Origin of the sequence: Cupriavidus gilardii (genome assembly GCF_013314895.1) — a bacterium.
Lineage (GTDB): Bacteria > Pseudomonadota > Gammaproteobacteria > Burkholderiales > Burkholderiaceae > Cupriavidus > Cupriavidus gilardii_C.
Map to the genome: position 1 here is coordinate 115,201 of NZ_JABTYE010000016.1, position 24,090 is coordinate 139,290.

The 24,090-nt window shown below is 69.6% G+C and carries 16 protein-coding genes and 1 tRNA gene; 11 read left to right on the forward strand and 6 right to left on the reverse strand.

What is annotated here, in order from left to right; genetic code table 11:
* The first annotated feature begins 86 nt into the window (after nt 1–86).
* The 3 genes from HTY53_RS16675 (at nt 87) to HTY53_RS16685 (ending at nt 3,457) form a co-directional block, all read left to right on the forward strand.
* The gene (locus tag HTY53_RS16675; RefSeq protein ID WP_174107709.1) at nt 87–1,238 is read left to right on the forward strand and encodes an acyl-CoA dehydrogenase family protein; all 1,152 of its coding nucleotides are present in this window, start codon (nt 87–89) and stop codon (nt 1,236–1,238) included.
* On the forward strand, nt 1,235–2,380 hold the full coding sequence (locus tag HTY53_RS16680; protein ID WP_174107710.1) for an acyl-CoA dehydrogenase: 1,146 nt from the start codon (nt 1,235–1,237) through the stop codon (nt 2,378–2,380). The genes HTY53_RS16675 and HTY53_RS16680 overlap by 4 nt, the downstream gene beginning before the upstream one ends.
* Nucleotides 2,381–2,473: 93 nt before the next feature.
* Nucleotides 2,474–3,457 carry a Bug family tripartite tricarboxylate transporter substrate binding protein gene (locus tag HTY53_RS16685; RefSeq protein ID WP_238509948.1) on the forward strand — a complete coding sequence of 328 codons (984 nt, stop codon included), beginning with the start codon at nt 2,474–2,476 and terminating at the stop codon, nt 3,455–3,457.
* A 27-nt stretch (nt 3,458–3,484) separates the two neighbouring features.
* Here the strand turns inward: HTY53_RS16685 and HTY53_RS16690 are convergent, their stop codons facing one another.
* Nucleotides 3,485–4,462, reverse strand: coding sequence for a LysR family transcriptional regulator (locus HTY53_RS16690; protein ID WP_174107711.1), 978 nt, complete (start codon nt 4,460–4,462; stop codon nt 3,485–3,487).
* Between the two features lie 252 nt (nt 4,463–4,714).
* Here HTY53_RS16690 and HTY53_RS16695 point away from each other — a divergent pair, with 252 nt between their 5' ends.
* The 5 genes from HTY53_RS16695 (at nt 4,715) to HTY53_RS16715 (ending at nt 11,517) form a co-directional block, all read left to right on the forward strand.
* On the forward strand, nt 4,715–5,488 hold the full coding sequence (locus tag HTY53_RS16695; RefSeq protein ID WP_174107712.1) for an enoyl-CoA hydratase/isomerase family protein: 774 nt from the start codon (nt 4,715–4,717) through the stop codon (nt 5,486–5,488).
* The gene (locus HTY53_RS16700; protein ID WP_174107713.1) at nt 5,488–6,729 is read left to right on the forward strand and encodes a CaiB/BaiF CoA transferase family protein; all 1,242 of its coding nucleotides are present in this window, start codon (nt 5,488–5,490) and stop codon (nt 6,727–6,729) included. The genes HTY53_RS16695 and HTY53_RS16700 overlap by 1 nt, the downstream gene beginning before the upstream one ends.
* Nucleotides 6,730–7,136: 407 nt before the next feature.
* A complete protein-coding gene (locus HTY53_RS16705) occupies nt 7,137–9,308 on the forward strand; it encodes an alpha/beta hydrolase domain-containing protein (RefSeq protein WP_174107714.1) in 2,172 nt (723 codons plus the stop codon).
* Nucleotides 9,309–9,337: 29 nt separating this feature from the next.
* Nucleotides 9,338–11,008 (forward strand): tannase/feruloyl esterase family alpha/beta hydrolase, encoded by a 1,671-nt coding sequence (locus HTY53_RS16710; RefSeq protein WP_174107715.1) that lies wholly within the window; start codon nt 9,338–9,340, stop codon nt 11,006–11,008.
* A 176-nt stretch (nt 11,009–11,184) separates the two neighbouring features.
* Nucleotides 11,185–11,517: a four-helix bundle copper-binding protein gene (locus tag HTY53_RS16715; RefSeq protein WP_174107716.1), complete on the forward strand. Its 333-nt coding sequence runs from the start codon at nt 11,185–11,187 to the stop codon at nt 11,515–11,517.
* Between the two features lie 117 nt (nt 11,518–11,634).
* Here HTY53_RS16715 and HTY53_RS16720 read toward each other — a convergent pair whose 3' ends face one another.
* The 3 genes from HTY53_RS16720 to HTY53_RS16730 form a co-directional block, all read right to left on the reverse strand.
* Nucleotides 11,635–12,957, reverse strand: a complete 1,323-nt coding sequence (locus HTY53_RS16720; RefSeq protein ID WP_174107717.1) for an MFS family transporter — start codon at nt 12,955–12,957, stop codon at nt 11,635–11,637.
* 407 nt (nt 12,958–13,364) lie between these two features.
* Nucleotides 13,365–17,183, reverse strand: coding sequence for an AAA family ATPase (locus tag HTY53_RS16725; protein WP_174107718.1), 3,819 nt, complete (start codon nt 17,181–17,183; stop codon nt 13,365–13,367).
* Nucleotides 17,180–18,460 (reverse strand): exonuclease SbcCD subunit D C-terminal domain-containing protein, encoded by a 1,281-nt coding sequence (locus HTY53_RS16730; RefSeq protein WP_174107719.1) that lies wholly within the window; start codon nt 18,458–18,460, stop codon nt 17,180–17,182. Before HTY53_RS16730 ends, HTY53_RS16725 begins: the two co-directional genes overlap by 4 nt.
* Nucleotides 18,461–18,639: 179 nt before the next feature.
* Here HTY53_RS16730 and HTY53_RS16735 point away from each other — a divergent pair.
* Nucleotides 18,640–18,713, forward strand: a tRNA-Cys gene (locus tag HTY53_RS16735).
* A gap of 77 nt (nt 18,714–18,790) precedes the next feature.
* On the opposite strand, the gene dmeF is transcribed toward HTY53_RS16735, so the two are convergent.
* On the reverse strand, nt 18,791–19,813 hold the full coding sequence (gene dmeF / locus HTY53_RS16740) for a CDF family Co(II)/Ni(II) efflux transporter DmeF (protein ID WP_174107720.1): 1,023 nt from the start codon (nt 19,811–19,813) through the stop codon (nt 18,791–18,793).
* A 424-nt stretch (nt 19,814–20,237) separates the two neighbouring features.
* Between dmeF and HTY53_RS16745 the strand changes: the two genes are divergently transcribed.
* Entirely contained in the window at nt 20,238–20,810 is a 573-nt protein-coding gene (locus HTY53_RS16745) for an acyloxyacyl hydrolase (RefSeq protein ID WP_174107721.1), read from the forward strand.
* Nucleotides 20,811–20,841: 31 nt separating this feature from the next.
* Here HTY53_RS16745 and HTY53_RS16750 read toward each other — a convergent pair whose 3' ends face one another.
* Complete coding sequence (locus tag HTY53_RS16750) at nt 20,842–22,284, reverse strand: PLP-dependent aminotransferase family protein (RefSeq protein WP_174107722.1); 1,443 nt, start codon at nt 22,282–22,284, stop codon at nt 20,842–20,844.
* 342 nt (nt 22,285–22,626) lie between these two features.
* Between HTY53_RS16750 and HTY53_RS16755 the strand changes: the two genes are divergently transcribed.
* Nucleotides 22,627–23,958 (forward strand): aspartate aminotransferase family protein, encoded by a 1,332-nt coding sequence (locus HTY53_RS16755; RefSeq protein ID WP_174107723.1) that lies wholly within the window; start codon nt 22,627–22,629, stop codon nt 23,956–23,958.
* Nucleotides 23,959–24,090 lie beyond the last annotated feature (132 nt).

Below are 24,090 nucleotides of genomic sequence, written 5' to 3' on the forward strand. Positions count from 1 at the left end.
GGCGATGGGCGGGCCGGGACTGCGCCGCTAAGCTGGCCGGCATCTTGGCAGTGAACGTAGCGGTGAACGAACCGACAGGAGGGGAAGTGGACACGGCCAGCCAAATCGTGATTCGACCGGCGCAGCCCGATGGGGATCTCGCGCCATTGCGAGCGCAGGTACGCGCTTTTCTCGCCGAGACCGTTGGCGATCGCCCGCCGCAGAAGCGGGCGCAAAGCTGGTCCGGTTTCGACCCCGCATTCAGTCTCGCGCTCGGCGCCAAAGGCTGGATCGGCATGACATGGCCGAAGGCCTTCGGCGGGCAGGAGCGCTCGATGCTGGAGCGCTATGTCGTGCTGGAGGAGCTGCTGGCGGCAGGGGCGCCGGTGGGCGGCCATTGGGTCGCGGAGAGGCAGAGCGGTCCGCTGCTGATGCGTTACGCCGAGCCCGAGGTCGCACGCGAGATCGTGCCCCGCATCACGCGCGGCGAACTGCGCTTCTGCATCGGCATGAGCGAACCGGATTCGGGCTCGGATTTGGCGTCGATCCGCACCCGGGCCGATCGCGTCGATGGCGGCTGGGTCGTCAACGGCACCAAGCTGTGGACGTCGAACGCGCATCGCTCGCACTACATGATTGCGCTGGTGCGCACCGACCGCAGCGCCGACGACAAGCACAAGGGCCTGTCGCAGTTGCTGGTCGACATGCGGTCGGAGGGCCTGCAGGTGCGGCCGATCCGCAATCTTGCCGGCGAAGAGCACTTCAACGAAGTGGTGTTCGACAACGTCTTCGTGCCCGACCGGATGGTGATCGGCGAGCCGGGGCAGGGCTGGGCCCAGGTCACCGCCGAGCTGACCTTCGAGCGCAGCGGTCCGGAACGCTATCTGAGCAGCTATGCGCTGCTGGCCGAGATGGTCGATCACGCGGATGCCGACGACGCGCGGCACGCGGTGGAGCTCGGCTATCTGGTGGCGGAACTGAGCAATCTGCGGCAGATGTCGCGCGGCATCGCGGCAATGCTTCATCGCGGCGAGAACCCGCAACTGGCGGCAGCCAACGTCAAGGACCTGGGCGCGCTGTTCGAGCAGCGCATTCCCGAGGTCGCGCACCAGCTGTTCGGCCACGAGCTGCGTCCGGACGGTTCGCCCTTTGTCGCCACCCACTGCCATCTGACGCAAACCGTGCCCTCGTTCTCCCTGCGGGGCGGCACGCGCGAAATCCTGCGGGGAATCATTGCCAGAGGCCTGGGGGTCCGATGAACGAACGCGAACAGGAGCAGGAACAGGAACAGGGGCTCGAACTCGAGCAGATGCTGGCCGACAGCGCGCAACGGCTGTTCGGCAACGAAGTCACTACCGCGCAGCTGGAAGCGGCCGAGCGGGGCGAATGGCAGGCGGACCTGTGGCGAACCGTGGAGGACAGCGGCCTGACGCGGCTGTTTGCCGGCGAAGACGACGGCGGTGCCGATGCCGGGTGGCAGCAGGGCCTGCCCGCGCTGCTGGCGGCCAGCCGCACGCTGGCGCCGATCCCCTTCATCGACACCGCGGTGTGCGGATGGGTGCTGGCGCAGCTGGGCATCGCGATGCCCGATGGACCGATGGCATTGGCCGCGCACGTGGGCGGCGCCGAAACGGAACGGCCGGTGGCGCGCTCGAGCGCCGAAGGCTGGCGTCTGGACGGTACGGTGGAGGTGCCCTGGGGCCGGCATGTGCGCCATGTCGTGGTCCGGGCGGTCGATCGTCAGCCGTTTGGGCGCGCGGTGTGGCTGCTGGTGCCGACCGCGGCGTGTCGCGTCGAGACCAGCGCCAATCTGGCTGGCGAACCGCGCGACCGGCTGCGCTTCGACGACACGCTCTCTGCCGCCGCGGTGGTGGTGGAGGACCCGGCCGACGAAGCGATGCTGGGCTCGGGCGCTTCCTCGTCGCAACCCTCGGGGCTCGGTGCGCTGATGCGCGCGATCCAGATCGCCGGCGTCCTGGAGCGCGTGCTGAACCAGACCGTGCAGTACGCCACCGAGCGGATCCAGTTCGGCCGGCCCATCGCCAAGTTCCAGGCCATCCAGCAGCAGCTGGCGATGCTGGCCAACGAGGTGGTCGCTGCCCGCATGGCGGTGGCCAGCGCCTGTGCGGCAATGCGTGCCGTCGGCTGGGAAGGGCACGCGATGGTGGCCAAGGTGATCTGCGGCAACGCAGCCGGCCGCGCCGCCGCGATCGCGCATCAGGTCCATGGCGCGATCGGCTTCACGCACGAGCACACGCTGCACTGGTCGACCCGCCGCCTATGGAGCTGGCGCGCCGAGTACGGCAGCGAAGCGTACTGGGCGCGGCTGATCGGTGCGCAGGCGATTCGCGCCGGCGGCGCCGCGCTGTGGCCGCGCGTTACTGCGCCGCAGGCCGCCTGAGAGGTCGGCAACAGCGAGGAACAAAGACGTCATCGTGCGCGACAGCGCGCAACAAAGACAAAGCGGGAAGCCAAGCCCGCATCAGGAGACATCATGAAACGACCCGGATTGCTCAGGACGCTGCTGCTCGCCAGTGTCGCGCTCTTCAGCGCCACGGTCGGCGGCATGGCAGCCGCCGAATCGGCCAGCGAGTTTCCGTCGCGGCCGCTGCGCATCATCGTGCCGTTCACTTCGGGCAGCGGCTCGGACTCGTCGGCCCGCTTCTACGGCGAAGCGCTGGGCCGCGCGCTGGGACAGCCGGTGGTGGTCGAGAACCGCCCCGGCGCCAACGGCGTGATCGGCATCCAGGCACTCAAGAGCGCGCCGGCCGACGGCTACACGATTCTGCTGGCGAGCAATTCGCCGTTGTCGGTCAATCCGATCGTGCTGAAGAATCTGCCCTACGACCCGCTCGCCGATCTGCGTCCGGTGGCCGGCCTGAGCCGGAACATGAATGTCTTTCTCGTGCCGGTCGATTCGCCCTGGAAGACGCTGGCCGATGTGGTGGCCGCCGGCAAGAGCAAGCCGCTGAGCGTCGGCACCTATTCGGCGGGGTATCGGCTGGCCGCGGCATGGTTCGGCAATCTGGCCGGCATCAAGCTGGTCAATATTCCGTACAAGGGCCAGGCGCAGATCATGACCGACATCATCGGCAAGCAGCTCGACCTGGCGGTGGTCGACACCAGCGGGGCGCTGACGCTGATCCGGCAGGGCAAAGTGCGGGCCCTGGCGGTGTCGGGCGAGAAGCGCCACCACGAACTGCCCGAGGTGCCGTCGGTGCGCGAGCTCGGCTATCCGGACTACGTGCAATACAGCTGGGTCTCGTTCTACGTGCGGGCGCAGACGCCGGACGACATCGCCGACAAGCTGGCCACCGCGATGCAGTCGATCCTGAAGACGCCCGAATCGATCGCCTTCCTGGCCACCAAGGGCAGCGACCTGATGCCCTATGGTCCGCAAGCCATGCGGTCCTTCCATCAGACCGAGATCGCGCGCTTCCGGCGCGTCGCGCAGGCGGCCGGCATCCAGCCGGAATGACGGAATGACGGAATGACCGAATAAGCGCTACACCGGCAGGCCGCGCGCGACCTCGGTCAGCATCGCGCGCAGCAGGGAGACGAAAGGATGGGTATGGACATTGTTGTGCCAGCACAGATGCACCGGAATGGCCAGCGCCGGGTCGTCGATCGGAATGAAGCGCACGCCCGGATGCCGGCACAGCACCGGCGCCAGATAGGCCGGCACCATCGCGTACATGTCGGTGCCGGTGATCGCGTCGGCGACGGCCAGATAGCTGGTCATCGTGCAGGCGATATTGCGCTGCTGGCCGTGCCTGGCGAAGTAGCGGTCGACCATGCGGGTGACCACGCCGAACTGCGAGATGTCCAGGCACGGCAGCGGCGCGAGGTCCGCGGCTTGCGGGGTCTGGCCAAGCTGGACGTTGCCTGCATCGCACAGGCAGCCGAACGGCGCGTTGAACAGCAGTTCCGAGCGCAGGGCGTCCGATTCGACCGGGTAGAAGGCCACCATCACGTCGATCGCGCCGCTGGTCATCGCGCTCAGTCCGCTGGGCATCGGCACCGGATGCATGCGCACCCGCGCGCGCGGCGCGACCTCGCGCAGCCGGGCGAGGAAGGCCGGCGCGATCAGCGCCTGCAGCGAGTCGTTGATGCCGATCGCATAGGAGCCGGTCTCCTGCGCCGGGTCGTAGCGATCGGTCTGCGTGTAGATGCTTTCGATCGTGCGCAGCGCGGTGTCGAGCGCCTGCTGCAGTTCCTGCGCGCGTCGCGTCGGCAGCATCCGCGCCGCGCTCTTGATCAGCAGCGGGTCGCCGAATTCCTCGCGCAGCCGCTCCAGCATGCGGCTGGTCGATGGCTGGCTGCTGTCGAGCCGCCGTGCCGCCTCGCTGACGCTGCGGCTCTCCAGCAGCGCGGCCAGCACGACCAGCAGATTCAAATCCTTGTGCCGCAATTCGGCCAGCGGCAGGCGCCGGTGGTCGCTGGCGGGCGTCGGCTCGCCCTCTCGATGGTCTCCGCTAGGCATCGTTCGATTCGCGTTGCGCTCCTGGTGAGCGGGTCCGGCAGGCCAATGCCCGCGCCCGCTTTCGATTGGCTGGCCCGGATGGATCCGTCCGGACGGGTGGCGACATTATCCCGGACCCGAGCCGCCCCGGCCCATCGGCAAATTTCCAAGCCGCTTTCGCCCGCACCGCCGTCGTCACCATCACCGTCACCATCATGGTCTTCCCTGACTTCGACCTCCTTGCCACCGACTTCGCTGTCATAGCCCACTGCCATGGACAATACCTCTCCCGTTTCGCTGCACCGGATGCCGCAGGACCACGTCGCACACGTGGTGCTGCAGCGACCGCCCCATAACCATGTCGATGTCGACTGCATGGCAGCGCTGGCCGACGCCTTCGAGCAGCTTGACGGCGACGACGATTGCCGGGCGATCGTGCTGGCCGCCGAAGGCAAGTCGTTCTGCGCCGGCGCGGACTTCGGCACGCCCGACCCGTCGATCCGGCGCGACCCCAGTCCGTTCTACCGGCAGGCAATGCGTCTGTTCCGCACGCGCAAGCCGATCGTTGCCGCCGTGCATGGGGCGGCCATCGGCGCCGGCGTGGGGCTGGCGCTCGTTGCCGACTTCCGCGTGACCTGCCGCGAGGCGCGCTTCAGCGTCAATTTCAACCGGCTCGGTTTTCATCCCGGCTTCGGCCTGAGCCTGACCTTGCCGCGGCTGATCGGGGAACAGCGCGCCGCGCTGCTGTTCTATACCGGCCGCCGCATCGACGGCGCGACCGCGGTCGAGATGGGGCTGGCCGACGAGCTGGCCGAACAGGCCGACGTGCTGACCCGTGCTCACGCGCTGGCCTGCGAGATCGCGGCTTCCGCGCCGCTGGCGGTCGAAAGCACGCGCGCCACGCTGCGCGCCGGCCTGGCCGACCGCATCGCGCAGATCAACCGGCACGAGCTCGAGGTGCAGCTGACCCAGTTCCCTACCGAGGACTTCCGCGAAGGCGTGGCCGCGATGGCGGAACGGCGTCTGCCCAATTTCCAGCGCCGCTGATGCGGCATCACAGGAGTGCGTCAGTGAACGAACACAATGCGGGCGGCCGGGCCGCCGTGGCGGGGCCGCTGGACGGCGTGCGGGTGCTGGATCTGTCCTCGGTCGTGCTGGGGCCGATGGGCACGCAGGTGCTGGCCGACATGGGCGCCGACGTGATCAAGATCGAAGCGCCCGAAGGCGACCTGATGCGCGCCAACGGCGTGGTGGAGCACGCGGGCATGAGCTCGATCTTCCTCGCCCTCAATCGCAACAAGCGCTCGGTGGTGCTCGATCTGAAGGACGAGCAGGGCGCCGCCGCGCTGCGCGCGCTGATCCCGACCGTCGACGTGCTGGTCCACAACATGCGGATCGGCGCCATCGAACGGCTGGGCTTCGGCTACGAGGCGGTCGCGCGATTGCGGCCCGATATCGTCTATTGCGCCGCCCCCGGTTTCGGCCAGGACGGTCCCGATCGCGACAAGCCGGCGTTCGACGACATCATCCAGGCGGCCTGCGGCTTCGTCGGCGCGGCAAGCGCGTCCGGTGCGGACCCGGACTATCTGCCCAGCCTGATCGCCGACAAGACCACCGGACTCGCGGTCGCCAATGCGGTGCTGGCCGCGTTGTTCCGGCGCGAACGCCATGGCGAGGGCCAGTACGTCGAGGTGCCGATGCTGGAGACGATGGCAGCCTTCGTGCTGACCGAGCATATGGGCGGCATGATGTTTCCGTCGTCGCGCGCCAAGGCCGGCTATGCGCGGCTGCTCGAAGGCGGCCGCAAGCCGGTGCGCACCGCCGACGGCTGGATCAGCATGCTGCCCTACACCGAGCGGCACTGGAAAGCGTTCTTCCACGACCTGGGACGCGACGATCTGGCCGAGCGCTATCAGATCGCCAGCCGGCGCGAACGCAACGCGAACATCAAGGCCCTGTACGGCCATCTGGCCGAGCTCGCGCCGCTGCGGACCACCGCGCAGTGGATGGCGCTGTGCGAGCGGCTCGATATTCCGGCCACGCCGATCTATCGGCTCGAGGATCTGCCGGCCCATCCGCATCTGGCGGCGGTCGGGCTGTTCGAGGAATCGATGCATCCGGTCGTCGGGCCGATCCGTCAGGTGCGGCCCACCACGCGCTTTGCCCGCACACCGACCGCGATCCGGCGGCCGGCGCCATCGTTGGGCGAGCATACGGAGGAGGTGTTGCGCGAGGCCGGTGTCGGGGCGGAGCGGATCGCGGCGCTGATGGGGGCCGTGGGGCGCTGAAAAAAAAACCACCTCCCTCTCCCCAGCCCTCTCCCCGGCCCTCTCCCCCTGAGGGGAGAGGGAGAACACAAGGGGCAGGCATCACGCCGCGGGTGTTCTCCGCTCTCCCGCTTGCGGGAGAGGGGCGGGGGAGAGGGAGAACCCCGTCGGCGTTTTCGCTTTTGCGGTGGTTTGCTCCCCTCTCCCGCTGGCGGGAGAGGCGCGGGGGAGAGGGCAACCGCGCGATGCCGATCGCCATCGCCCGCCTCCACCCAAAACACCCGCGAAACCGATTAAGCCAAAACCCCGCTGAATCCATCGAGATTATCCATTTCTCCTGCATCAATTCGCTTTCTAGACTTGGCGCCAACGCTCCGTCAGTGGGCGTGAAGACGACCCGAAGAAGAACCACCAGGGCAGGAGAAGACATGGAGATCAGGCACGCTCGCCGCGTCGACACGGCGCGGGCGATGGGATGGGTATTGGCCGCCGTGACCGCGGCGTCCATATTGGCCGGCTGCGGCAGCGACGATGACGGCCCGCCGGCCGGTGGTCCGCCCGGAGGCGGCGGGCAACCGGTGACACCGGCGATCACGCTGACGATTTCGGCCCGCGAGGACTTTCCCGGCAACTTCGGCAGCGTCGGCGCCTACGAGAAGCTGACCGGCTCGCTGCACGGCGAGGTCGATCCGAAGGACCCGCGCAACGCGGTGATCCAGGACCTCGACCTGGCGCCCGTCAACGCGCGCGGCATGGTCGAGTACACCACCGAGTTCGTGATGCTCAAGCCGAAGGACATCGGCAAGGCCGGCGGCGTGCTGCGCTACGACGCGCCGAATCGCGGCAATATCCTGACCATGCCGAACCCGGCCGCGGTGCCCGGCGATGCGGTCTATTTCGAGCGCGGCTACGTGTTTCTGTACGCGGCGTGGCAGGGCGACGTGCCCAAGAGCTCGCCGGCCCGGCTGACGCTGACGGTGCCGGTCGCCCGCAACAAGGACGGCAGCAGCATCACGGGGCCGTACGCGGCGGAGCTGGTGCCCAGCGCCGCGACCTCGACCATGAGCCTGCCCGGCGGCGTGTTCAACGGCTCGATGATTCCCTACGCGCCGGCCAGCCTGGACAACACGCAGCCTGGCTACACGCTGACGCGCCGCGTCAACGAGACCGATCCGCGCGTGCCGATCGCGCCGTCGGAATGGAAGTTCGCCGACTGCGGCCCCAGCGGCGCGCCGTTTCCCGGCAAGCCCGACGGCAGCAAGGTCTGCCTGAAGGACGGCTTCCAGCCGGGCTATCTGTACGAGATCACCTACGTGGCCAAGGATCCGAAGGTGATGGGCGTCGGTCTTGCCGCGCTGCGCGACACCGTGACTTTCTTCCGCCATCGCAGCGCCGACGCGGCCGGCACGCCCAATCCGGTCGCCGGCGCGATCCGCTACGCGATCGGGCAGGGCACCTCGCAGTCGGGCAATGCGATGAAGACCTTCCTGCATCTGGGCTTCAACGCGGCGCTGGACGGCGGCAAGGTGTTCGACGGCATCTTTGCGCATGTGGCCGCGCGCCAGACCAATATCAACACGCGCTTCGCGGTGCCGGGCGGCGGCGGTGGCCTGCGCACCGACCATCGCGCCTTCGGCCAGACCGCGCCGCGCGGACTGGCGCCGGACTACGAGGACGCGGTCGCGGGCCGCACCGGCGGCGTGATGAAGCGCTGCAGCGAGACGCGAACCTGCCCGCGCTTCTTCCTCGGCCTGTCGGGCACCGAGTTCTGGCAGCTGCAGGGCTCGCCGGTGCTGACCGACGCCTACGGCTTCACCGATCTGACCCAGCCCGACAACGCGCGCGTCTACTACTACGCCAGCACGCATCACGGCGGGCGCTCGGCGCAGATCAACTACAACCCGTCGCAGACCGTCTATCCGGCCGGTTCGATGATCGACTTTGCCGATACCTTCCGCGCGCTGTTCATCGCGCTGGAGGACTGGGTCGCGCGCGACATCGCGCCGCCGGACAATCAGGTGCCCCGCATCGCGGACGGCACGCTGGTGCGCCCCGACCAACTGCAGGTGCCGGTGATCAAGGGCGTCAGCTGGACCGGGGCGAGCGGAACGGTGCCGATCCCGGACTTCCAGTACCTCGGCCGCTACAACGGCTTCCCCTTGCTCGACTACGGCCCGCAGTACCGGCCGCAGGACGAGTCCGGCATCGCCACCGTGCTGCCGCCGGCCTATCTGGGCCGCGACTACGCGATCCTGGTGCCGCAGCTCGATCCGACGACCGGGCTGGCGAAAGCGGGAAGCCGTGCGCTGGACGTGCAGGTGCCGGTCGGCACCAGCCTCGAGTTCAACTACGTGGCCACGCCGGGCATCGTCGATCTGGTCAATCTGACCGGCAGCTATATCCCCTTCCACAAGACCGAGGCCGCGCGCACGGCGGCCGGCGACCAGCGGCCTTCGCTCGAAGCGCTGTACGGGGACCAGGCCGGCTATCTGGCAAAGCTGCGGGCCGCCGCCGATGCGCTGGTGGCGCAGCGCTTCCTGCTGCCCGCCGACGCCCAGCGTGCGATCGCGCGGGCTCAGGCCAATCCGGTGTTGCCGTGAGGCGGTACCCAGAGAACGGAGGACACGACATGGACAAGCCGGGAGACAAGCCAGCATCATGGCGCGCGCCCGCGACGGCGGCGCTCGCCGCGATCGCCATGACGATGGCCGGATGCGGCGGTGACGGCAGTGACGGCAGTGACGGCGACGCGCCGCCCGCACCGCCCCCGGCCGCGAACCAGCAACCGAAGTCCTGCGCGCAGATGGCAGCCGCCGCGCTCGACGGCGCGACGGTGCAGGCGGCCACCGAGATTCCGGCCGGCAGCTTTTCGCCCAGCGCCGGCACCACGGTGACGGTGCCCGCCTTCTGCCGCGTGCAGGCGGTGGCGCGGCCCAGCAGCGATTCGGAGATCCGCTTCGAGGTCTGGATTCCGGCGGCGGCGCAATGGAACGGCAAGCTGCTGGTGACCGGCAACGGCGGCTACAGCCCGGCGCTCGGCTACCGCGCGATGGCGATGGGGCTCTCGCGCGGCTATGCCACGGTCGGCGGCGATACCGGCCACCAGTCCGCCAATCCGAACGACATGCCGTTCGGCGTCAACCATCCGGAGAAGATCGTCGACTGGGGCACGCGCTCGATCCATGCGATCACGGTACCGGGCAAACGCCTGGTCGCCGGCATGCACGCGCGCGACATCGAGCGCGCGTACTTCTACGGCTGCTCGACCGGCGGCCACCAGGGCTATGCCGAGGCGCAGCGCTACCCCGACGATTTCGACGGCATCATCGCGGGCGCGCCGGGCAACAACCGGGTGCGGCTCAATGCCGGATTCCTGTGGCAGTTCCTGGCCAATCACCGGCCCAGCGACAATCTGTCGCCGATCATCCCGGCGGCCAAGCTGCCGATGGTCACGCGCGCGGCGGTGGCGGCCTGCGATGCGGACGATGGCGTCACCGACGGCGTGGTCGATGACCCGCGGCAATGCAGCTTCGATCCCGCCACGCTGCAATGCACGGGCGCCGACGCGGACAACTGCCTGACGGCGGAGCAGGTCTCCGCCCTGAAGGCGATGTACGCCGGCGCGCGCAATCCCCGCACCGGCGAGCAGGTGTACCCGGGATGGCCGAAGACCAGCGAGGCGCTGTTCACGGCCGGCGGCTCGCCGGTGGGCTGGAACACCTACTGGGGCACGACCGAACCGACGCGCGCGGACTTCTGGCGCTACTGGGTCTTCGATAATCCGCAGTGGAACTGGTGGACCTTCGATTTCGATCGCGACCTGGCCTATGCCGATGCCAAGGTCGGCGCGATGGTCGACCAGAACAACCCCGATCTGTCGGCGTTCAAGGCCAGCGGCGGCAAGCTGCTGGTCTACAACGGCTGGCAGGACCCGGTGGTCAACGCGGTCGATACCATCGCCTACTACGATCGCGTCAGGGCGGCGCAAGGCTCGCAGGCGGCGGTGGACGACTTCTTCCGGCTGTTCATGGTGCCCGGCATGGGGCACTGCTCGGGCGGGCCGGGGACGACCCAGTTCGGCAATGGCGATACGCCGGCGCCGATAGTCGACGCGCGTCACGACATTCTGGAGGCCCTCGACGCGTGGGTCACGCGCGGCACCGCACCGGACCGGATCGTCGCTTCCGCTGTCAGCGGCGGCGCGGTAACGCGCACGCGGCCGCTGTGCCCGTATCCGCGCAAGGCCGTCTATCTGGGCAGCGGCAGTACCGACGATGCGGCCAATTTCTCGTGCCGGTAGCGGACAGGGTCCGATCCAGCGCAGGCAGAAGTTGCAAGGCATGTAAGACCGATCCCAGGCCGGGACAAGGCGCGGATCGCGGCGGGCAGGGCCGACAACGCCCCACCGCCGTGGTCCGCGCCTTGCTGCATTCGGCGTGGCGCCGATCCGGCGTCGACCGACCGAGGAGGGATGTCATGCCTCACGAGCAATATCAAGCCTGTATCGATGCCTGCACGCGCTGCGCGCAGGCCTGCCGTCACTGTGCGGCGTCCTGCCTGCAGGAGCACGATGTGCAGAAGATGACCGAGTGCATCCGGCTGGACCTGGACTGCGCCGGCATTTGCGAACTTTCGGTGGCCTATATGTCGCGCGGCAGCGAACATTCGCGCCAGCTATGTGCGCTGTGCGCGCAGATCTGCGAACGCTGCGCCGAGGAGTGTGCGCGCCATCCGGCTCAGCATTGCCAGCAGTGCGCACAGGCCTGCCGGGACTGCGCGCAGGCTTGCCGCGAGATGGCGGCGGCCTAGCCGGGCCGCAGATGAGGGCGGCCTGGCCCGCCGGTAGATTGACGGGCCGGGTGGGCCGGTAGGGGGTGACGCAAATGACATCGGGCCGGCGCGAGCGCCGGCCCGACGTCGATGGCATCAGTGATCGTGATGCAGGTACCTGGCCTGGCGCGGCAGCCGCAGGCTGACGAGGAAGGCCACCACCATCATCGCGGTCACGTACCAGTAGAAGGCCGACTCGTGGCCGACCGACTTCAGGCCGAGCGCGACGTATTCCGCCGAGCCGCCGAAGATCGCGTTGGCGATCGCATAGGCCAGGCCCACGCCCAGCGCGCGCACTTCGGGCGGGAACATCTCGGCCTTGACGATGCCGCTGATCGATGTATAGAGGCTGACCACCGCCATCGACAGCGTGATCAGCACGAAGGCGACCGCCGGATTGGTGATGGTATGCAGCGCGGTCAGCACCGGCACCGTGATCAGCGCGCCGAGGGCGCCGAACAGCATCATGTTGGTACGCCGGCCGATGCGGTCCGACAGCGCGCCGAACACGGGCTGCATGCACATGTAGACGAACAGCGCGCCCGTCATCACGTAGCTGGCGGTCTTGATCGGCATGCCGGCGGTGTTCACCAGGTACTTCTGCATGTAGGTGGTGAACGTATAGAAAATCAGCGAGCCGCCGGCGGTGTAGCCCAGCACGGTGAAGAAGGCCGCCTTGTGGTCGCGCAGCAGCGCAACGACGCTGCCGGCATCCTTGGTGTTGCGCGCGTCGGCGCTGGACGTCTCATGCAGCGTCCGGCGCAGCAGCAGCGCCACCACCGCGGTGATCGCGCCGATCACGAAGGGAATGCGCCAGGCCCAGGCCCGCAGCTCCTGCTCGGTGTACAGCTGCTGCAGCACGACCACCACCAGCACCGCCAGCAACTGGCCGCCGATCAGCGTCACGTACTGGAACGACGAGAAGAAGCCGCGCCGGCCCTTGAGCGCGACTTCGCTCATATAGGTGGCGGTGGTGCCGTACTCCCCGCCGACCGACAGGCCTTGCAGCAGGCGTGCCAGCAGCAGCAAGGCCGGCGCCCACATGCCGATGCTGTCGTAGGTCGGCAGGCAGGCGATCATCAGCGAGCCGGTGCACATCATTACCACCGAGATCAGCAGCGAACTCTTGCGCCCGTGGCGGTCGGCGATGCGGCCGAACACCCAGCCGCCGATCGGCCGCATCAGGAAGCCCGCGGCGAAGACGCCCGCAGTATTGAGCAGCTGCACGGTGGGATCGGACTGCGGAAAGAAGGAGTGCGCGAAATAGATCGCGCAGAACGCATAGATATAGAAGTCGAACCACTCGACGAGATTGCCGGACGACGCCGCGACGATGGCGAACACGCGGCGGCGGCTGTCATGGTCCCGGTCATGGTGCGCCGGGCGGGCCGGCATGGTGGTGTTGGTCAGTTCTGTCATAGGAGATCGCTGAGTAGGGCGCCGGCGATCATGCGCGGGCATGCATGCGCCGGCGTCGGGCGAAGCGAGCGGCGGGGGCACCGCTGCTGCAACAGAGGCCGCCTCGCCGGCCAGGACTGGCGGACAGGCGGCAGCATCGCGCTAGGGTAACCCCTAGGGTGCATGCTTGCACGGGGCAGCGATGCGGCGGTCGGGAGTCGGCGATGTCGGGCCACGGCATGGCGCGGGATGGCGAGCCATTGTTCGTCGCGGCGAACAGTCTGTCTCGCGAGGCGGCCGGAAACTGGCCATCGGAGCCGCTGTTGCCCTCTCCCCCGCCCCTCTCCCGCGCGCGGGAGAGGGGAGTACTACCCCTCCCGCTTGCGGGAGAGGGGTTGGGGGAGAGGGCAACGCCGCTCGCTACGCCCCTACGACCCCACCATGACCCGGCTCTGCCCGCCCGACAGCCTGCGCACCTCGATGCGGGTGCCGATCCGTTCGGTCATCTCGTGCACGTGCGAGATCACGCCGACCTTGCGGCCCTGGGCCTGCAGGCTGTCGAGCGCGTCCATGGCGACGCGCAGCGTGTCGGCGTCGAGGCTGCCGAAGCCCTCGTCGATAAACAGCGATTCGACGCGCACGCGGTGCGAGGACAGCGACGCCAGACCCAGCGCCAGCGCAAGCGACACCAGGAACGACTCGCCCCCGGACAGCGAATGCACCGAGCGCGCCTCGTCGGCCATGTCCTGGTCGATCACCAGCAGGGCCAGGCTCTGGCGCACACGTTCGAGCCGGTAGCGGCGCGACAGCGTGGCCAGATGCCGGTTGGCGTAGCCGAGCAGGATGTCCAGCGTCATCTGTTGGGCATGGTTGCGGAATTTCTTGCCGTCGGCCGAGCCGATCAGTTCGTTCAGCACCTGCCAGGTGTGCGCGGTGGCCTGCTGCCGGTCGATGCGCGCGATCAGCTCGCTGGCGTGCGCGCGACGTTCGTCGTCGCGGCGCAGCGTGAATTCGGACTCGGCCAGCGCCTGCTTGGCGCGCTCCAGTTCGGCACGGGCCGCGGCGAGCGCGGCTTCGACGGTGGCCGCGTCGTCCTCGCCGAACCGCCGCGCCAGATGGCGTTCGCGTTCGGCGCGGCGCGTCTGCACGATGGCATGCGCGGCATCGACGTCGCGTTGCAGCGCGTGCAGCGCCTCTTCCTCGCGCGCCAACCAGTCGGCATCGAGCGCCAGCAGCGCGCGCAGGCCCGCTTCGTCGAGCGCGGCGCTGGTGTCCTGTTCGTCGTCGTGCCCGCGCCGCCAGTCCTGCAGCCAGGCATCGAGCCGCGACGCGGCTTCGCGCGTCTGCTGGTCCAGCGTCTGGCATTGGGCCTGCGCCTGTTCGGTGCGGGCGGTCTGGCGGGCAAGCTGTTCGCTGGCGCTTTGGCTGGCCCGCTGTGCCGCTTCCGCTCGCGCCGCGGCATCGGCGCTCGCTTGCGCGAGCCGTGCCGCGATCGCGTCGACCGGGCGGCCGGCGTCGGGGGTGCCGGCAAACAGCGCGTCGCGAAGGGCGCGTTGTTCGGACAGGCGCGCGTCGGCAAATGCCAGCGCCTCGCCGGTCTTGCGATGCGCTTCGGCGGCATGCTCGTGCGCCTGGCTGGCAGCACGCAGCGCGCCATCGAGCTGGAGGATGCGCTGGCGCTGCGCATCGCGCTCGTCGCGATATCGGACCCACTGGCCGGCGTTGGTCGCGCAGCGCGCCCGGAATGCCGTGGGATCGTCGTGCCACTGCTGCTGCCAGTCGGCCCCGGCGGCCCCGGCGGGACCGGGGGCATCCCCGACCTGTCCCAGCGCGCCGCGGTCGAGTTCGCGCAGGGCCTGGTCGCGCTGTGCCGCCGTTGCGGCAGCCGACTCGTTGGCGGCGCCATGGCGCAGCGCGAGCTCGGCGGCCTGGGACTGGGCGCGTTGCAGCGCGCTGTCGGCCGCCGTCTGTTCGGCCTGGCTGGCGTCGAGGCGAACGCGTGCGGCCTGCAGTTGCTTGTCGAGCCCGCGCAGCCGCGCGTCGAGTTCGGCCGCGCTGCGCTGCTGCGCGTCGGCTTGCGCCAATTGCTGCGCAAACCAGTCTGCGCGGCCGTCCACGGAGATCGTTCCGGCCTGCGCCGAAAACGCGTCGCCTTGCCACTCGCGTTCGGCCTGGTCGCGCTGCTGCTGTGCCGCTGCGAGGCGCAGGTCCAGCTGCGCCAGCGTTTCGTCGTGGCTGTGCGCCAGCGCGGCGGCGCTGCGTTCGTCGGCGTCGAGCTGTGCCAGCGCCTGCTGGCAACGGCGGTACTCGTCTTCGAGCGCGCCCAGCGTGGCCTGCAGCGCCGCGCGCAGCGGCGAATCGTGATGCGCGTAGGGGTGTTCGCTGGCACCGCAGACCGGGCAGGGCTCGCCGGGCTCCAGCGTCTCGCGCAATTGCTCGACGCCTTGCTGACAGGCGGCGAGCGCGCGCTGCCACGAGCGTTCCGCCTGGGTAGCAGCCTGCTGGGCGGCAGGGCGCGCGGCACGGGCCGCGTCGATGCCTTGCTGGCACTGCTGCCGTTGCGCCAGCAGCGTGTCGCGCTGCTGGACCAGCTCCGCCAACCGGCTTTCCGCGGCGAGCCGTTCGCGCCAGCGCGCCGCAGCGTGCTGCAGCGCGTCGCGGTGCCGCTGCAATTCGCTCGCGCGGGCGGCGATGGCATCGCGATCGTGGCCGGCCAGCGCGTGCTGCGCCTCGGCGTACTGCTGCCGTGCAGCTTGCAGGGACGCGGCCCCGGCGGTGAGCCGCTGCCGGGCCTCGGCCTCGTCGCGTTGCGCCGCGGCCAGCCGCTCGGCCAGTTGGCCGACCTCCTGCATGGCCGCGGCGTGTCGGCAGTGCCAATCATCGGCCTGCACGAACAGCGCCTCCCAGCGCGGCCATTGCGTGCCGAGGGCTTCGAGTCCGGCATGGCGGGCGAGCCAGTCGTCGGCGGCGGCCAGTGCGGCGCCGGCGGATTCCCGCTCGGTCTGCAGCCGCGCCTGTTCGCGGCGCGTTTCGTCCAGCGCCTGCGCGGCCTGCCGCTCCGCTTGCGCCGCGCCTTCCCGGTCCGGCGTCAGCGTCGCGATCACGGCGTCCAGTTGACGCGCCTGTGCCAGCCGCGGCGCCATCTCGGCCTCGGCGTGGCGGGCCGCTTCCAGGGCCGCCACCGCGCGCTGCCGTTCTGCCTGCGCGTCCTGCGCCGCGCGTTCCGACGCGGCCTGTGCCTGCGCGGCGCGCGCCAGCTCCTGGCGCTGCGCTTCGCCCTCCGCGGCAAGCCGGTCGACCTCGGCCATCAGCGTTCGCGCGGCTTGCGCCGCGTGGGCGTCCGCCAGCCGGGCGCGCCGCGGTGCCGCGGCATCGTATGCGGCGACGGCAGCCTGGTGCTGGCCGATCGCCTGCTGTTCGAGGCGCGCCAGTTCGGCCGCGTCGGCGTGCCAGCGCAACTGCGCCTCGTGTTGCCGCAGCCGTTGGTCGAGCGCGTCGACCGCGTCCTGCTGCTGCCGGCGCTGCAGCTCGCACTGCGCGCGCGTCGCGGCGTCCAGCGGCTGGTGCTGGGCGGCCTGCTCGCGCAACTGGCGCAAGGCTTCCTGCTCGGCCTTGTTGCGCTCGAAGGCGCGCCGCGAGATCGCCTCGAAGCGGCCGGTGCCGGTCAGCGCCTGCAGCAGCGCGGCGCGTTCGTCGTCGCCGGCCTTCAGGAAGGCGAAGAACTCGTTCTGCGCCAGCAATACCGCGCGCGTGAACTGGTCGAAGGTCAGTCCGACGCGTTCGACGATCGCGGCCTGGACCTCGCTCTTGAGCCCGCCGCCGACCGGCTCTTCGCCGGGCAGCCGCGCCAGCGACATCTGGGTCGGCTGCAGCTTGCCGCCGGCCTTGCTGCGCGCCCGCCGCACGCTCCAGCGCGCGCGGTAGGCCTGGCCGTCGCCGCCGACGAAGTCGACCTCGGCGTGGCCCTCGGCCGCGCCGCGGCGCAGCAGCGTGCGCGTGTCGTGGGCGCCGACGGTCTCGCCGGCGACATCGGGCAGCACCGTGGCGCGGCTGCCGACGCGGGCGACGCGCGGCGTCTCGTCATACAGCGCCAGACACAGCGCATCGAGCAGCGTGCTCTTGCCGGCGCCGGTGGGCCCGCAGATCGCGAACAGGCCGGCCGATGCCAGCGGTTCGGCGGTGAAGTCGATGGCGAACTCGCCCGACAGCGAGGCCAGATTGCGGCCCCGAATGGCGAGAATCTTCATGGTGCGGCGACCTCGTCGGGCGCGTGCAGCAGTTCGGCCAACGCCGCCGCCAGCGTCGCGGGCGCCTCGGCGCCATGCCGTTCCCGATACAGCGAGGCGAATACCGCGGCGGGGTCGAGCCGGTTCAGGTCGTCGAGCGACAGCATCGGTGCGCCGGTGTCGCCGGCCGCCGCGGCGGCGCTGACCTCGATGCGCGCCAGGCGCACCGGCTTGCCGTCGAGCGCGGCCTCGATTTTTGCGCGCAGCGTCGGCTCGGGGCCGTCCAGCACGACACGGACCTGCAGATAGGGCTGTCGATGGTCCGGCAACGACGGCAGGTCGAGCGCGCGCAGCGCGTCCAGCGCCTGTTCGATCGGCCGGGGCGTCGGAGGCACGCGCATCAGGTCGACCGGCCTGGGCACCGGGATCGCGTGCCACTCGGCCAGCATCTCGCCGTCGAGCCGGGCGCTGACGACCTGGTGCGGATAGTGGATCTCGGAGAACGACATCGGCAGCGGACTGCCGCTATAGCGGATGTGCTCGTGGCGGCCGACCCGCTGCGGGCGATGCAGGTGGCCCAGTGCGACATAGGCGATGGCCGGATCGAAGATGCCGGCCGGCAGCGCCTCGGCGCCGCCGATCACGATGCGCCGTTCTGAATCTTCGGAGACCTCGCCTTCGCGCATATGGCAGTGGCCGAGCGCGACGATGGGCTGGCCCGGCTCGCGGCGGGCGAGCGCGTGTTCGAGCGCGGCGCGGTAGAGCGCGGCGACGCCGGCCTGGTACGGGTCGGCATCGTTCGGGCGGGCATCCTCCCCGTCGGCATCGCTTCCGGCGCCGTCGACACGGGGCACATCGCTCGGGCGCAGGAACGGGATGGCGAGACACCAGGCGGCAATCTGCCCGTCCGCATCGCGCACCGGCACCACCAGCCTTCCGATGTCGATCGTGCCATCGGGCAGCCGATGGACCTGCCCGACGCAGGCCGCGCCGAACCAGTCGAGGAAGGGCGCGGGCGCTTCGAGCCGCGCCGGCGAGTCGTGATTGCCGGCGATCATCACGATCGCCAGATGGGGACGCCGGCGCCGCGCCTCGGTCAGAAAGCGGTACAGCTGCCGTTGCGCCGCGGCCGAAGGATTGGCGGTGTCGAAGATATCGCCGGCGACCAGCAGCAGGTCGGTCGCCTCGGTGTCCAGCGTATCGAGCAGCCAGTCGAGGAAATGCTGGTGTTCGTGGGTACGGTCGTAGTGATGCAGGGTCTGGCCGAGGTGCCAGTCGGAGGTGTGCAGCAGTCGCATGCCTGGGGGGCGGGGTGGCCTTTCAACGATGGCCGAGACGATAGCAGAGATCGGCGCGGGGTCCGGTTCATCGCTCAATGCAGGCCGGCTCGGCTCGAATGCGGCGGTCTCCTGCACGATCGGGAGAATCGGGCTACACTTCGGCCCGCGTTGTTGGCAGCGCACCGCTTGAGAACAGCGGCGGGGTGGCAGAGTGGCATGCCACGGCCTGCAAAGCCGTGTACGACGGTTCGATTCCGTTCCCCCGCCTCCAGCCTTTTGTCTGCGCCCGCACCATCGGGCAGGCTCGCAGATGGGCCGCCTGCCTGGGCCCTAGCCGGCCCTCGACCTTCAGCCGGCCTTGATCATTGCGCCATCGTCGCAGCGCGCAATTTCCACCGTCACATGCGCCAGTTCCTCGTGCACGCCCAGCGCGGTGCGCACGCGCGCCGGCGTCAGCGCCGGATCGTGCGTGACCAGCGCGACGATGCAGGCGAACTTGTCCTTGCCGACCCGCCACACGTGCAGATCGGTGATGCGCGTGCCGTCGCCGCCCTGGTCGAAGCCGGCCAGCACCTCGCGCACCTCGTCGACCACCGGATGATCCATCTCGCGATCGAGCAGCACCGCGGAGGTCTGGCGGATCAGGCCCAGCGCCCAGTGCCCGACCAGCACCGCGCCGACGATGCCCATTACCGGATCGAGCCAGCTCCAGCCCAGCCACCAGCCGCCGGCCAGCGCCAGCAGCGCCAGCACCGAGGTGGCGGCGTCGGCCAGCACGTGCAGATAGGCCGAGCGCAGGTTCAGATCATGACCATGCGCGTGGCCATGCTCGTGCCCGTGGTGGTGGCCGTGGTGGTCGTGGTGATGGTCGTGATGGTCGTGACGATCGTGGTCGTGCCCGTGGTGATGGTGGTGGTGCGCGCCGCCCAGCAGCCAGGCGCTGGCCAGATTGACGAGCAGGCCGAGGCAGGTGACCGTCATCGCTTCCGGATAGCGGATTGCCGCCGGCGAGAACAGCCGCTCGATCGACGCGAAGCCCATCAGCGCCGCCACGCCCATCAGGAAGACCGCGCTGGCAAAACCGGCCAGCACCTCGATCTTCCAGGTGCCGAAGGCAAAGCGGCGGTCGTTGGCAAAGCGGCGCGCGGCCGCATAGGCGAACACCGACAGCCCGATCGCCAGCGCATGCGAGCTCATGTGCCAGCCGTCGGCCAGCAGCGCCATCGAGCCGAACCACCAGCCGGCGCCGATCTCGGCCACCATCGCCGCCGCCGTCAGCAGCAGCACGAGGCGCGTGCCGCGTTCCCCTGCGGCGTTGCCGCGATCGAAGACGTGCGAATGGGTCCAGGGGGACAGATCGTGGGTATGCATCGGTTGGCCTCTTTTTCGATGGCCGCAAGGGTAGCAGGATGCGCGCCGCGGCAAGCGCAAATCCCTGCTGGCGGTGCGCCGACCGGGGTCCGGCCTAAAGTTCGGCGGGTGATCGCACGTTTACCCCCAGACGCAAAATGGATTTATCGCCGCATAACATACATTCATGAATGCATGTATCATCCGGGTCACGATTTTGCGTAATTTCGCTCTTTGCTTGCCAAAAGTACGATGACTTATCGATTCATTGCCGGTTGCATGGCGGCGTGGCTCGGCTTGTGCGCCACCGCCGGTTGGCTGATCGAACGGCTCTGGGCTTAGTCTCCAGCCCGTTCGCGCGGCGCCGATGCGGGTGGCGTTTCCTGCCTGGCACGCACTGTGCCAGTGCCTTCGCCGGCATCTTTCAACTCCTCTCCCCTCGACCATGACACAACAACAAGAACGGACGGCGCGTTCGCTGCGCCGATCGGCCGCGCTATGCTGCGCCGCCGCAGCGCTGCTCGTCGCCGCGCCTGCCCAGGCGGATCCCGCCGTCCATGTGGCCTACGGCCGCGACCCCGGCCACGGTCTGAACAAGTACGAAATCGGCCTGAACTGGGATTCGGGCTTCGCCTACGGCAATCCGCAAGGCTGGCTGGCCAAGCTGCAATGGGAAGTCGAACTGGCTCGCTGGAACGCGCGCACCGGCAACAACCGCCGGGACGTGACCGAGCTCGGCTTCTCGCCGATCCTGCGCGTCGAAAAGCATGGCTGGAGCGTGGTGCCGTTCGCCGAACTGTCGGTCGGCCTGCGCCTGATGAGCGCGACCTCTACCTCGGACTCGCACGACTACAGCACCGCTTTCCAGTTCTCGGACATGGTCGGTGTCGGCGTGGCCTTCGGCCCGCAAAAGCGTGCCGAGGCGGGCTTCCGCTTCCAGCACATCTCGAACGCCAGCATCAAGCGGCCGAACCCGGGTACCAACTTCTATACCGGCTACGTGCGTTACCGCTTCTGAGAACGCCTGCAGTCGCAAACGGCGTGCGCGGCTAGTTCGCCGCGCGCACGCCGTCAAAGAAGTCCCACAGCGCCGGCGCATCGCTGGTTGCGATATTGAAGCGGATCCACGGCGAATCGGTCTCGTCCGGCGCGAAATAGCTGCCCGGGGCAAGCCACACGCCGTGCGAGAGCGCGCGCGTCGCCAACTGTCCGCCGGAGAGCCCGCGCGCCGCCGCCGCGGCGCCGTCGGGCGCGCCGCGAACCCGCGCCCAGGCGAACATGCCGCCCTCCGGGCGCAGCAGCACTTCGAGGCCGTGCGCCTCCATCTTCTCGGTGACCCGGTCCTGCTGGGCGCGCAGCCGTGCCGCCAGCGCGTCCACATGGCGCGCGTAGTGGCCACCGGTCAGCACCGCATAGACCAGCCGCTCGGTGACCTCCGAGGACGTCAGCCCCACCGCCATCTTGGTGCGGGCGAAGGCCTTGGCCAGCTCCGGGCTGGCCGCCAGATAGCCCACGCGCAGCGATGGCGTGATGGTCTTCGAAAACCCGTTCACATAAACCACGTGCGACAGCCCGTCCATCGCCGCCAGCATCGGCGCGCCGGGCGGCGCCAGTTCGCGGTAGATATCGTCCTCGACCACCAGCAGCCGATGCTGCTCCGCGAGCTGCAGCACGCGGTGCGCGTTCATGCTGGTCAGCGTGCCGCCGGTCGGGTTCTGCAGCACCGTATTGACGAACAGCGCGCGCGGCCCGTGCCGGCGGATGGCCGCGTCGAGCGCGTCGGTGTCGAGCCCGGCCGCGCCGCGCGGCACGCCGACCACGTTCAGCCCCGCCAGCCGCAGAATCTGCAGCAGATTGCAGTAGCACGGGTCCTCGACCAGCACGGTATCGCCGGCACGCAGCAGCGTGCGCACCACCAGGTCCAGCGCCTGGGTCGCGCCCTGCGTCAGCACCACCTGCTGCGACTGCATCGGCATGCCGTACTGCGCCAGCCGCGTGGCGATGTGCTCGCGCAGCGGAGCGAACCCGTAGGGGTGGCCATAGCCCGATACCTGGCCGGCCGGCACGCGGGCGGCGGCGCGGATCGCCTGGTGCAGGCCCTCCTGGTTGAGCCAGTCGCCCGGCAACCAGCCGGCCCCGGCCTTGATCGGCACCGAGTGGTCGGCGAACACGTCCGACAGCAGCCAGGCCGCGTTCAATGCAGGGGTCTCCCAGCGCGGGCTGGGAGCCTGTTCAGAACTGGCCTGGCGATGCGCCACCGTGTAGCCCGAGCCCGCGCGCGCGGCCAGGTAGCCGAGCGCGGTCAGCCGGCCATAGGCCTCGGCCACCGTGAAGGTGCTGACGCCGTGCTGCGCGGCGAAGCGCCGCACCGAGGGCACGGCGATGCCGGGGCGCAACGCGCGCCGGTCCACCAGCGCCGCGATGCCGGCGACGATCTGTTCGGTCAGCGTGTCGCCGCCACGGCGGCTGCGGGTCAGTTCGAGCTGGATCATGCGACCGCATTGTGCGGGGGTTGCCTGTACAGTTCAAGCGTGGCGAAGGGCGACGCCGTGCCGCTGCGGCATGCCGCGAGTGCGCGTATTCCGGCCGCAGACGGTCGCTTGAGCGTCCCGGCCCGTGGGCATGCGGTCGCCTGACCTGTACGGTTCGGGCGGAAAAACCAGTACGGTAAGGCGAGCATTTCACGACCGTATATTTTTAGCTTGCGCCGGGCTCGCTACAGTGGCCGGATCGCACTGTCGCACCATCGAAGCCTCCGGCACGATGGTCGATACCCCGGGGCGACACCCTCGACGACACCCCCGACGACACCCGGACAAACCAAGGAGCAAGCAATGGACGCCGCCAAGACCGTGATTCCCGATCTCGATGCGCTGTGGATGCCGTTTACCGCCAACCGCCAGTACAAGGCGGCGCCGCGGCTGCTGGCTTCGGCCAGCGGCATGTATTACACGACCCACGACGGCCGCAAGGTGCTCGACGGCTGCGCCGGCCTGTGGTGCGTGGCGGCCGGGCACTGCCGCAAGGAGATCGCCGACGCGATCGCGCGCCAGGTGCAGACGCTGGACTATGCGCCGCCGTTCCAGATGGGACATCCGCTGTCGTTCGAGGCGGCCAGCAAGGTGGCGGCGATCATGCCGGCCGGCCTGGACCGCATCTTCTTCACCAACTCGGGCTCCGAGTCGGTCGATACCGCGCTGAAGATCGCGCTGGCCTACCACCGGGCCCGCGGCGAAGCGCAGCGCACCCGCTTCATCGGCCGCGAGCGCGGCTATCACGGCGTCGGCTTCGGCGGCATGGCGGTCGGCGGCATCGGTCCGAACCGCAAGGCCTTCTCGGCCAACCTGATGCCGGGCACCGACCATCTGCCGGCCACGCTCAATATCGCCGAGGCGGCCTTCTCCAAAGGCCAGCCGACCTGGGGCGCCCATCTGGCCGACGAGCTGGAGCGCATCATCGCGCTGCACGACCCTTCCAACGTCGCCGCCGTGATTGTCGAGCCGCTGGCCGGCTCGGCCGGCGTGCTGGTGCCGCCGGTCGGCTATCTGGAGCGGCTGCGCGAGATCACCAGCAAGCACGGCATCCTGCTGATCTTCGACGAGGTGATCACCGCTTTCGGCCGGCTGGGCGCCGCTACGGCGGCCGAGCGCTTCAAGGTCACGCCGGACCTGATCACGATGGCCAAGGCGATCAACAACGCGGCAGTGCCGATGGGCGCAGTGGCGGTGCGGCGCGAGGTGCACGACACCGTGATCGACGCCGCGGCCGCGGGCGCGATCGAACTGCCGCACGGCTACACCTATTCGGGCCACCCGCTGGCGGCCGCCGCGGCGATCGCCACGCTGGACCTGTACCGCAGCGAGGACCTGTTCGGGCGCGCCGCGAAGCTGGCGCCGCTGTTCGAGGAGGCCGCGCACGGCGTGCGGGGCGCCCCGCACGTCAAGGACATCCGCAACCTCGGGCTGGTGGCCGGCATCGAACTCGAGCCGCGGCCGGGACAGCCGGGCGCGCGCGGCTACGAGGTCTTCCTGAAGTGCCTGGAGCGCGGCGTGCTGGTGCGCTACACCGGGGACATCCTGGCCTTCTCGCCGCCGCTGATCATCACCGAGGCGCAGATCGCCGAGTTGTTCGACACGGTGCGCCAGGTGCTCAACGACGTGCATTAAGGCATCGCGACCCCGGTTCCGCGCCGGGCGCTTGTCTTTTCCCCTCTCCCGCTTGCGGGAGAGGGGTAGGGGAGAGGGCAGCGGGCGGCCGTTCTGCCATCGCGGTTCGACACCACCCCCTCTCCCCAACCC

Coding starts and splice junctions, on each gene's coding strand:
- HTY53_RS16680 (WP_174107710.1), top strand. CDS start 1,235: ATGAACGAACGCGAACAGGAGCAGGAACAGGAACAGGGGCTCGAACTC.
- HTY53_RS16685 (WP_238509948.1), top strand. CDS start 2,474: ATGAAACGACCCGGATTGCTCAGGACGCTGCTGCTCGCCAGTGTCGCG.
- HTY53_RS16690 (WP_174107711.1), bottom strand. CDS start 4,462: ATGCCTAGCGGAGACCATCGAGAGGGCGAGCCGACGCCCGCCAGCGAC.
- HTY53_RS16695 (WP_174107712.1), top strand. CDS start 4,715: ATGGACAATACCTCTCCCGTTTCGCTGCACCGGATGCCGCAGGACCAC.
- HTY53_RS16700 (WP_174107713.1), top strand. CDS start 5,488: ATGCGGCATCACAGGAGTGCGTCAGTGAACGAACACAATGCGGGCGGC.
- HTY53_RS16705 (WP_174107714.1), top strand. CDS start 7,137: ATGGAGATCAGGCACGCTCGCCGCGTCGACACGGCGCGGGCGATGGGA.
- HTY53_RS16710 (WP_174107715.1), top strand. CDS start 9,338: ATGGACAAGCCGGGAGACAAGCCAGCATCATGGCGCGCGCCCGCGACG.
- HTY53_RS16715 (WP_174107716.1), top strand. CDS start 11,185: ATGCCTCACGAGCAATATCAAGCCTGTATCGATGCCTGCACGCGCTGC.
- HTY53_RS16720 (WP_174107717.1), bottom strand. CDS start 12,957: ATGACAGAACTGACCAACACCACCATGCCGGCCCGCCCGGCGCACCAT.
- HTY53_RS16725 (WP_174107718.1), bottom strand. CDS start 17,183: ATGAAGATTCTCGCCATTCGGGGCCGCAATCTGGCCTCGCTGTCGGGC.
- HTY53_RS16730 (WP_174107719.1), bottom strand. CDS start 18,460: ATGCGACTGCTGCACACCTCCGACTGGCACCTCGGCCAGACCCTGCAT.
- dmeF (WP_174107720.1), bottom strand. CDS start 19,813: ATGCATACCCACGATCTGTCCCCCTGGACCCATTCGCACGTCTTCGAT.
- HTY53_RS16745 (WP_174107721.1), top strand. CDS start 20,238: ATGACACAACAACAAGAACGGACGGCGCGTTCGCTGCGCCGATCGGCC.
- HTY53_RS16750 (WP_174107722.1), bottom strand. CDS start 22,284: ATGATCCAGCTCGAACTGACCCGCAGCCGCCGTGGCGGCGACACGCTG.
- HTY53_RS16755 (WP_174107723.1), top strand. CDS start 22,627: ATGGACGCCGCCAAGACCGTGATTCCCGATCTCGATGCGCTGTGGATG.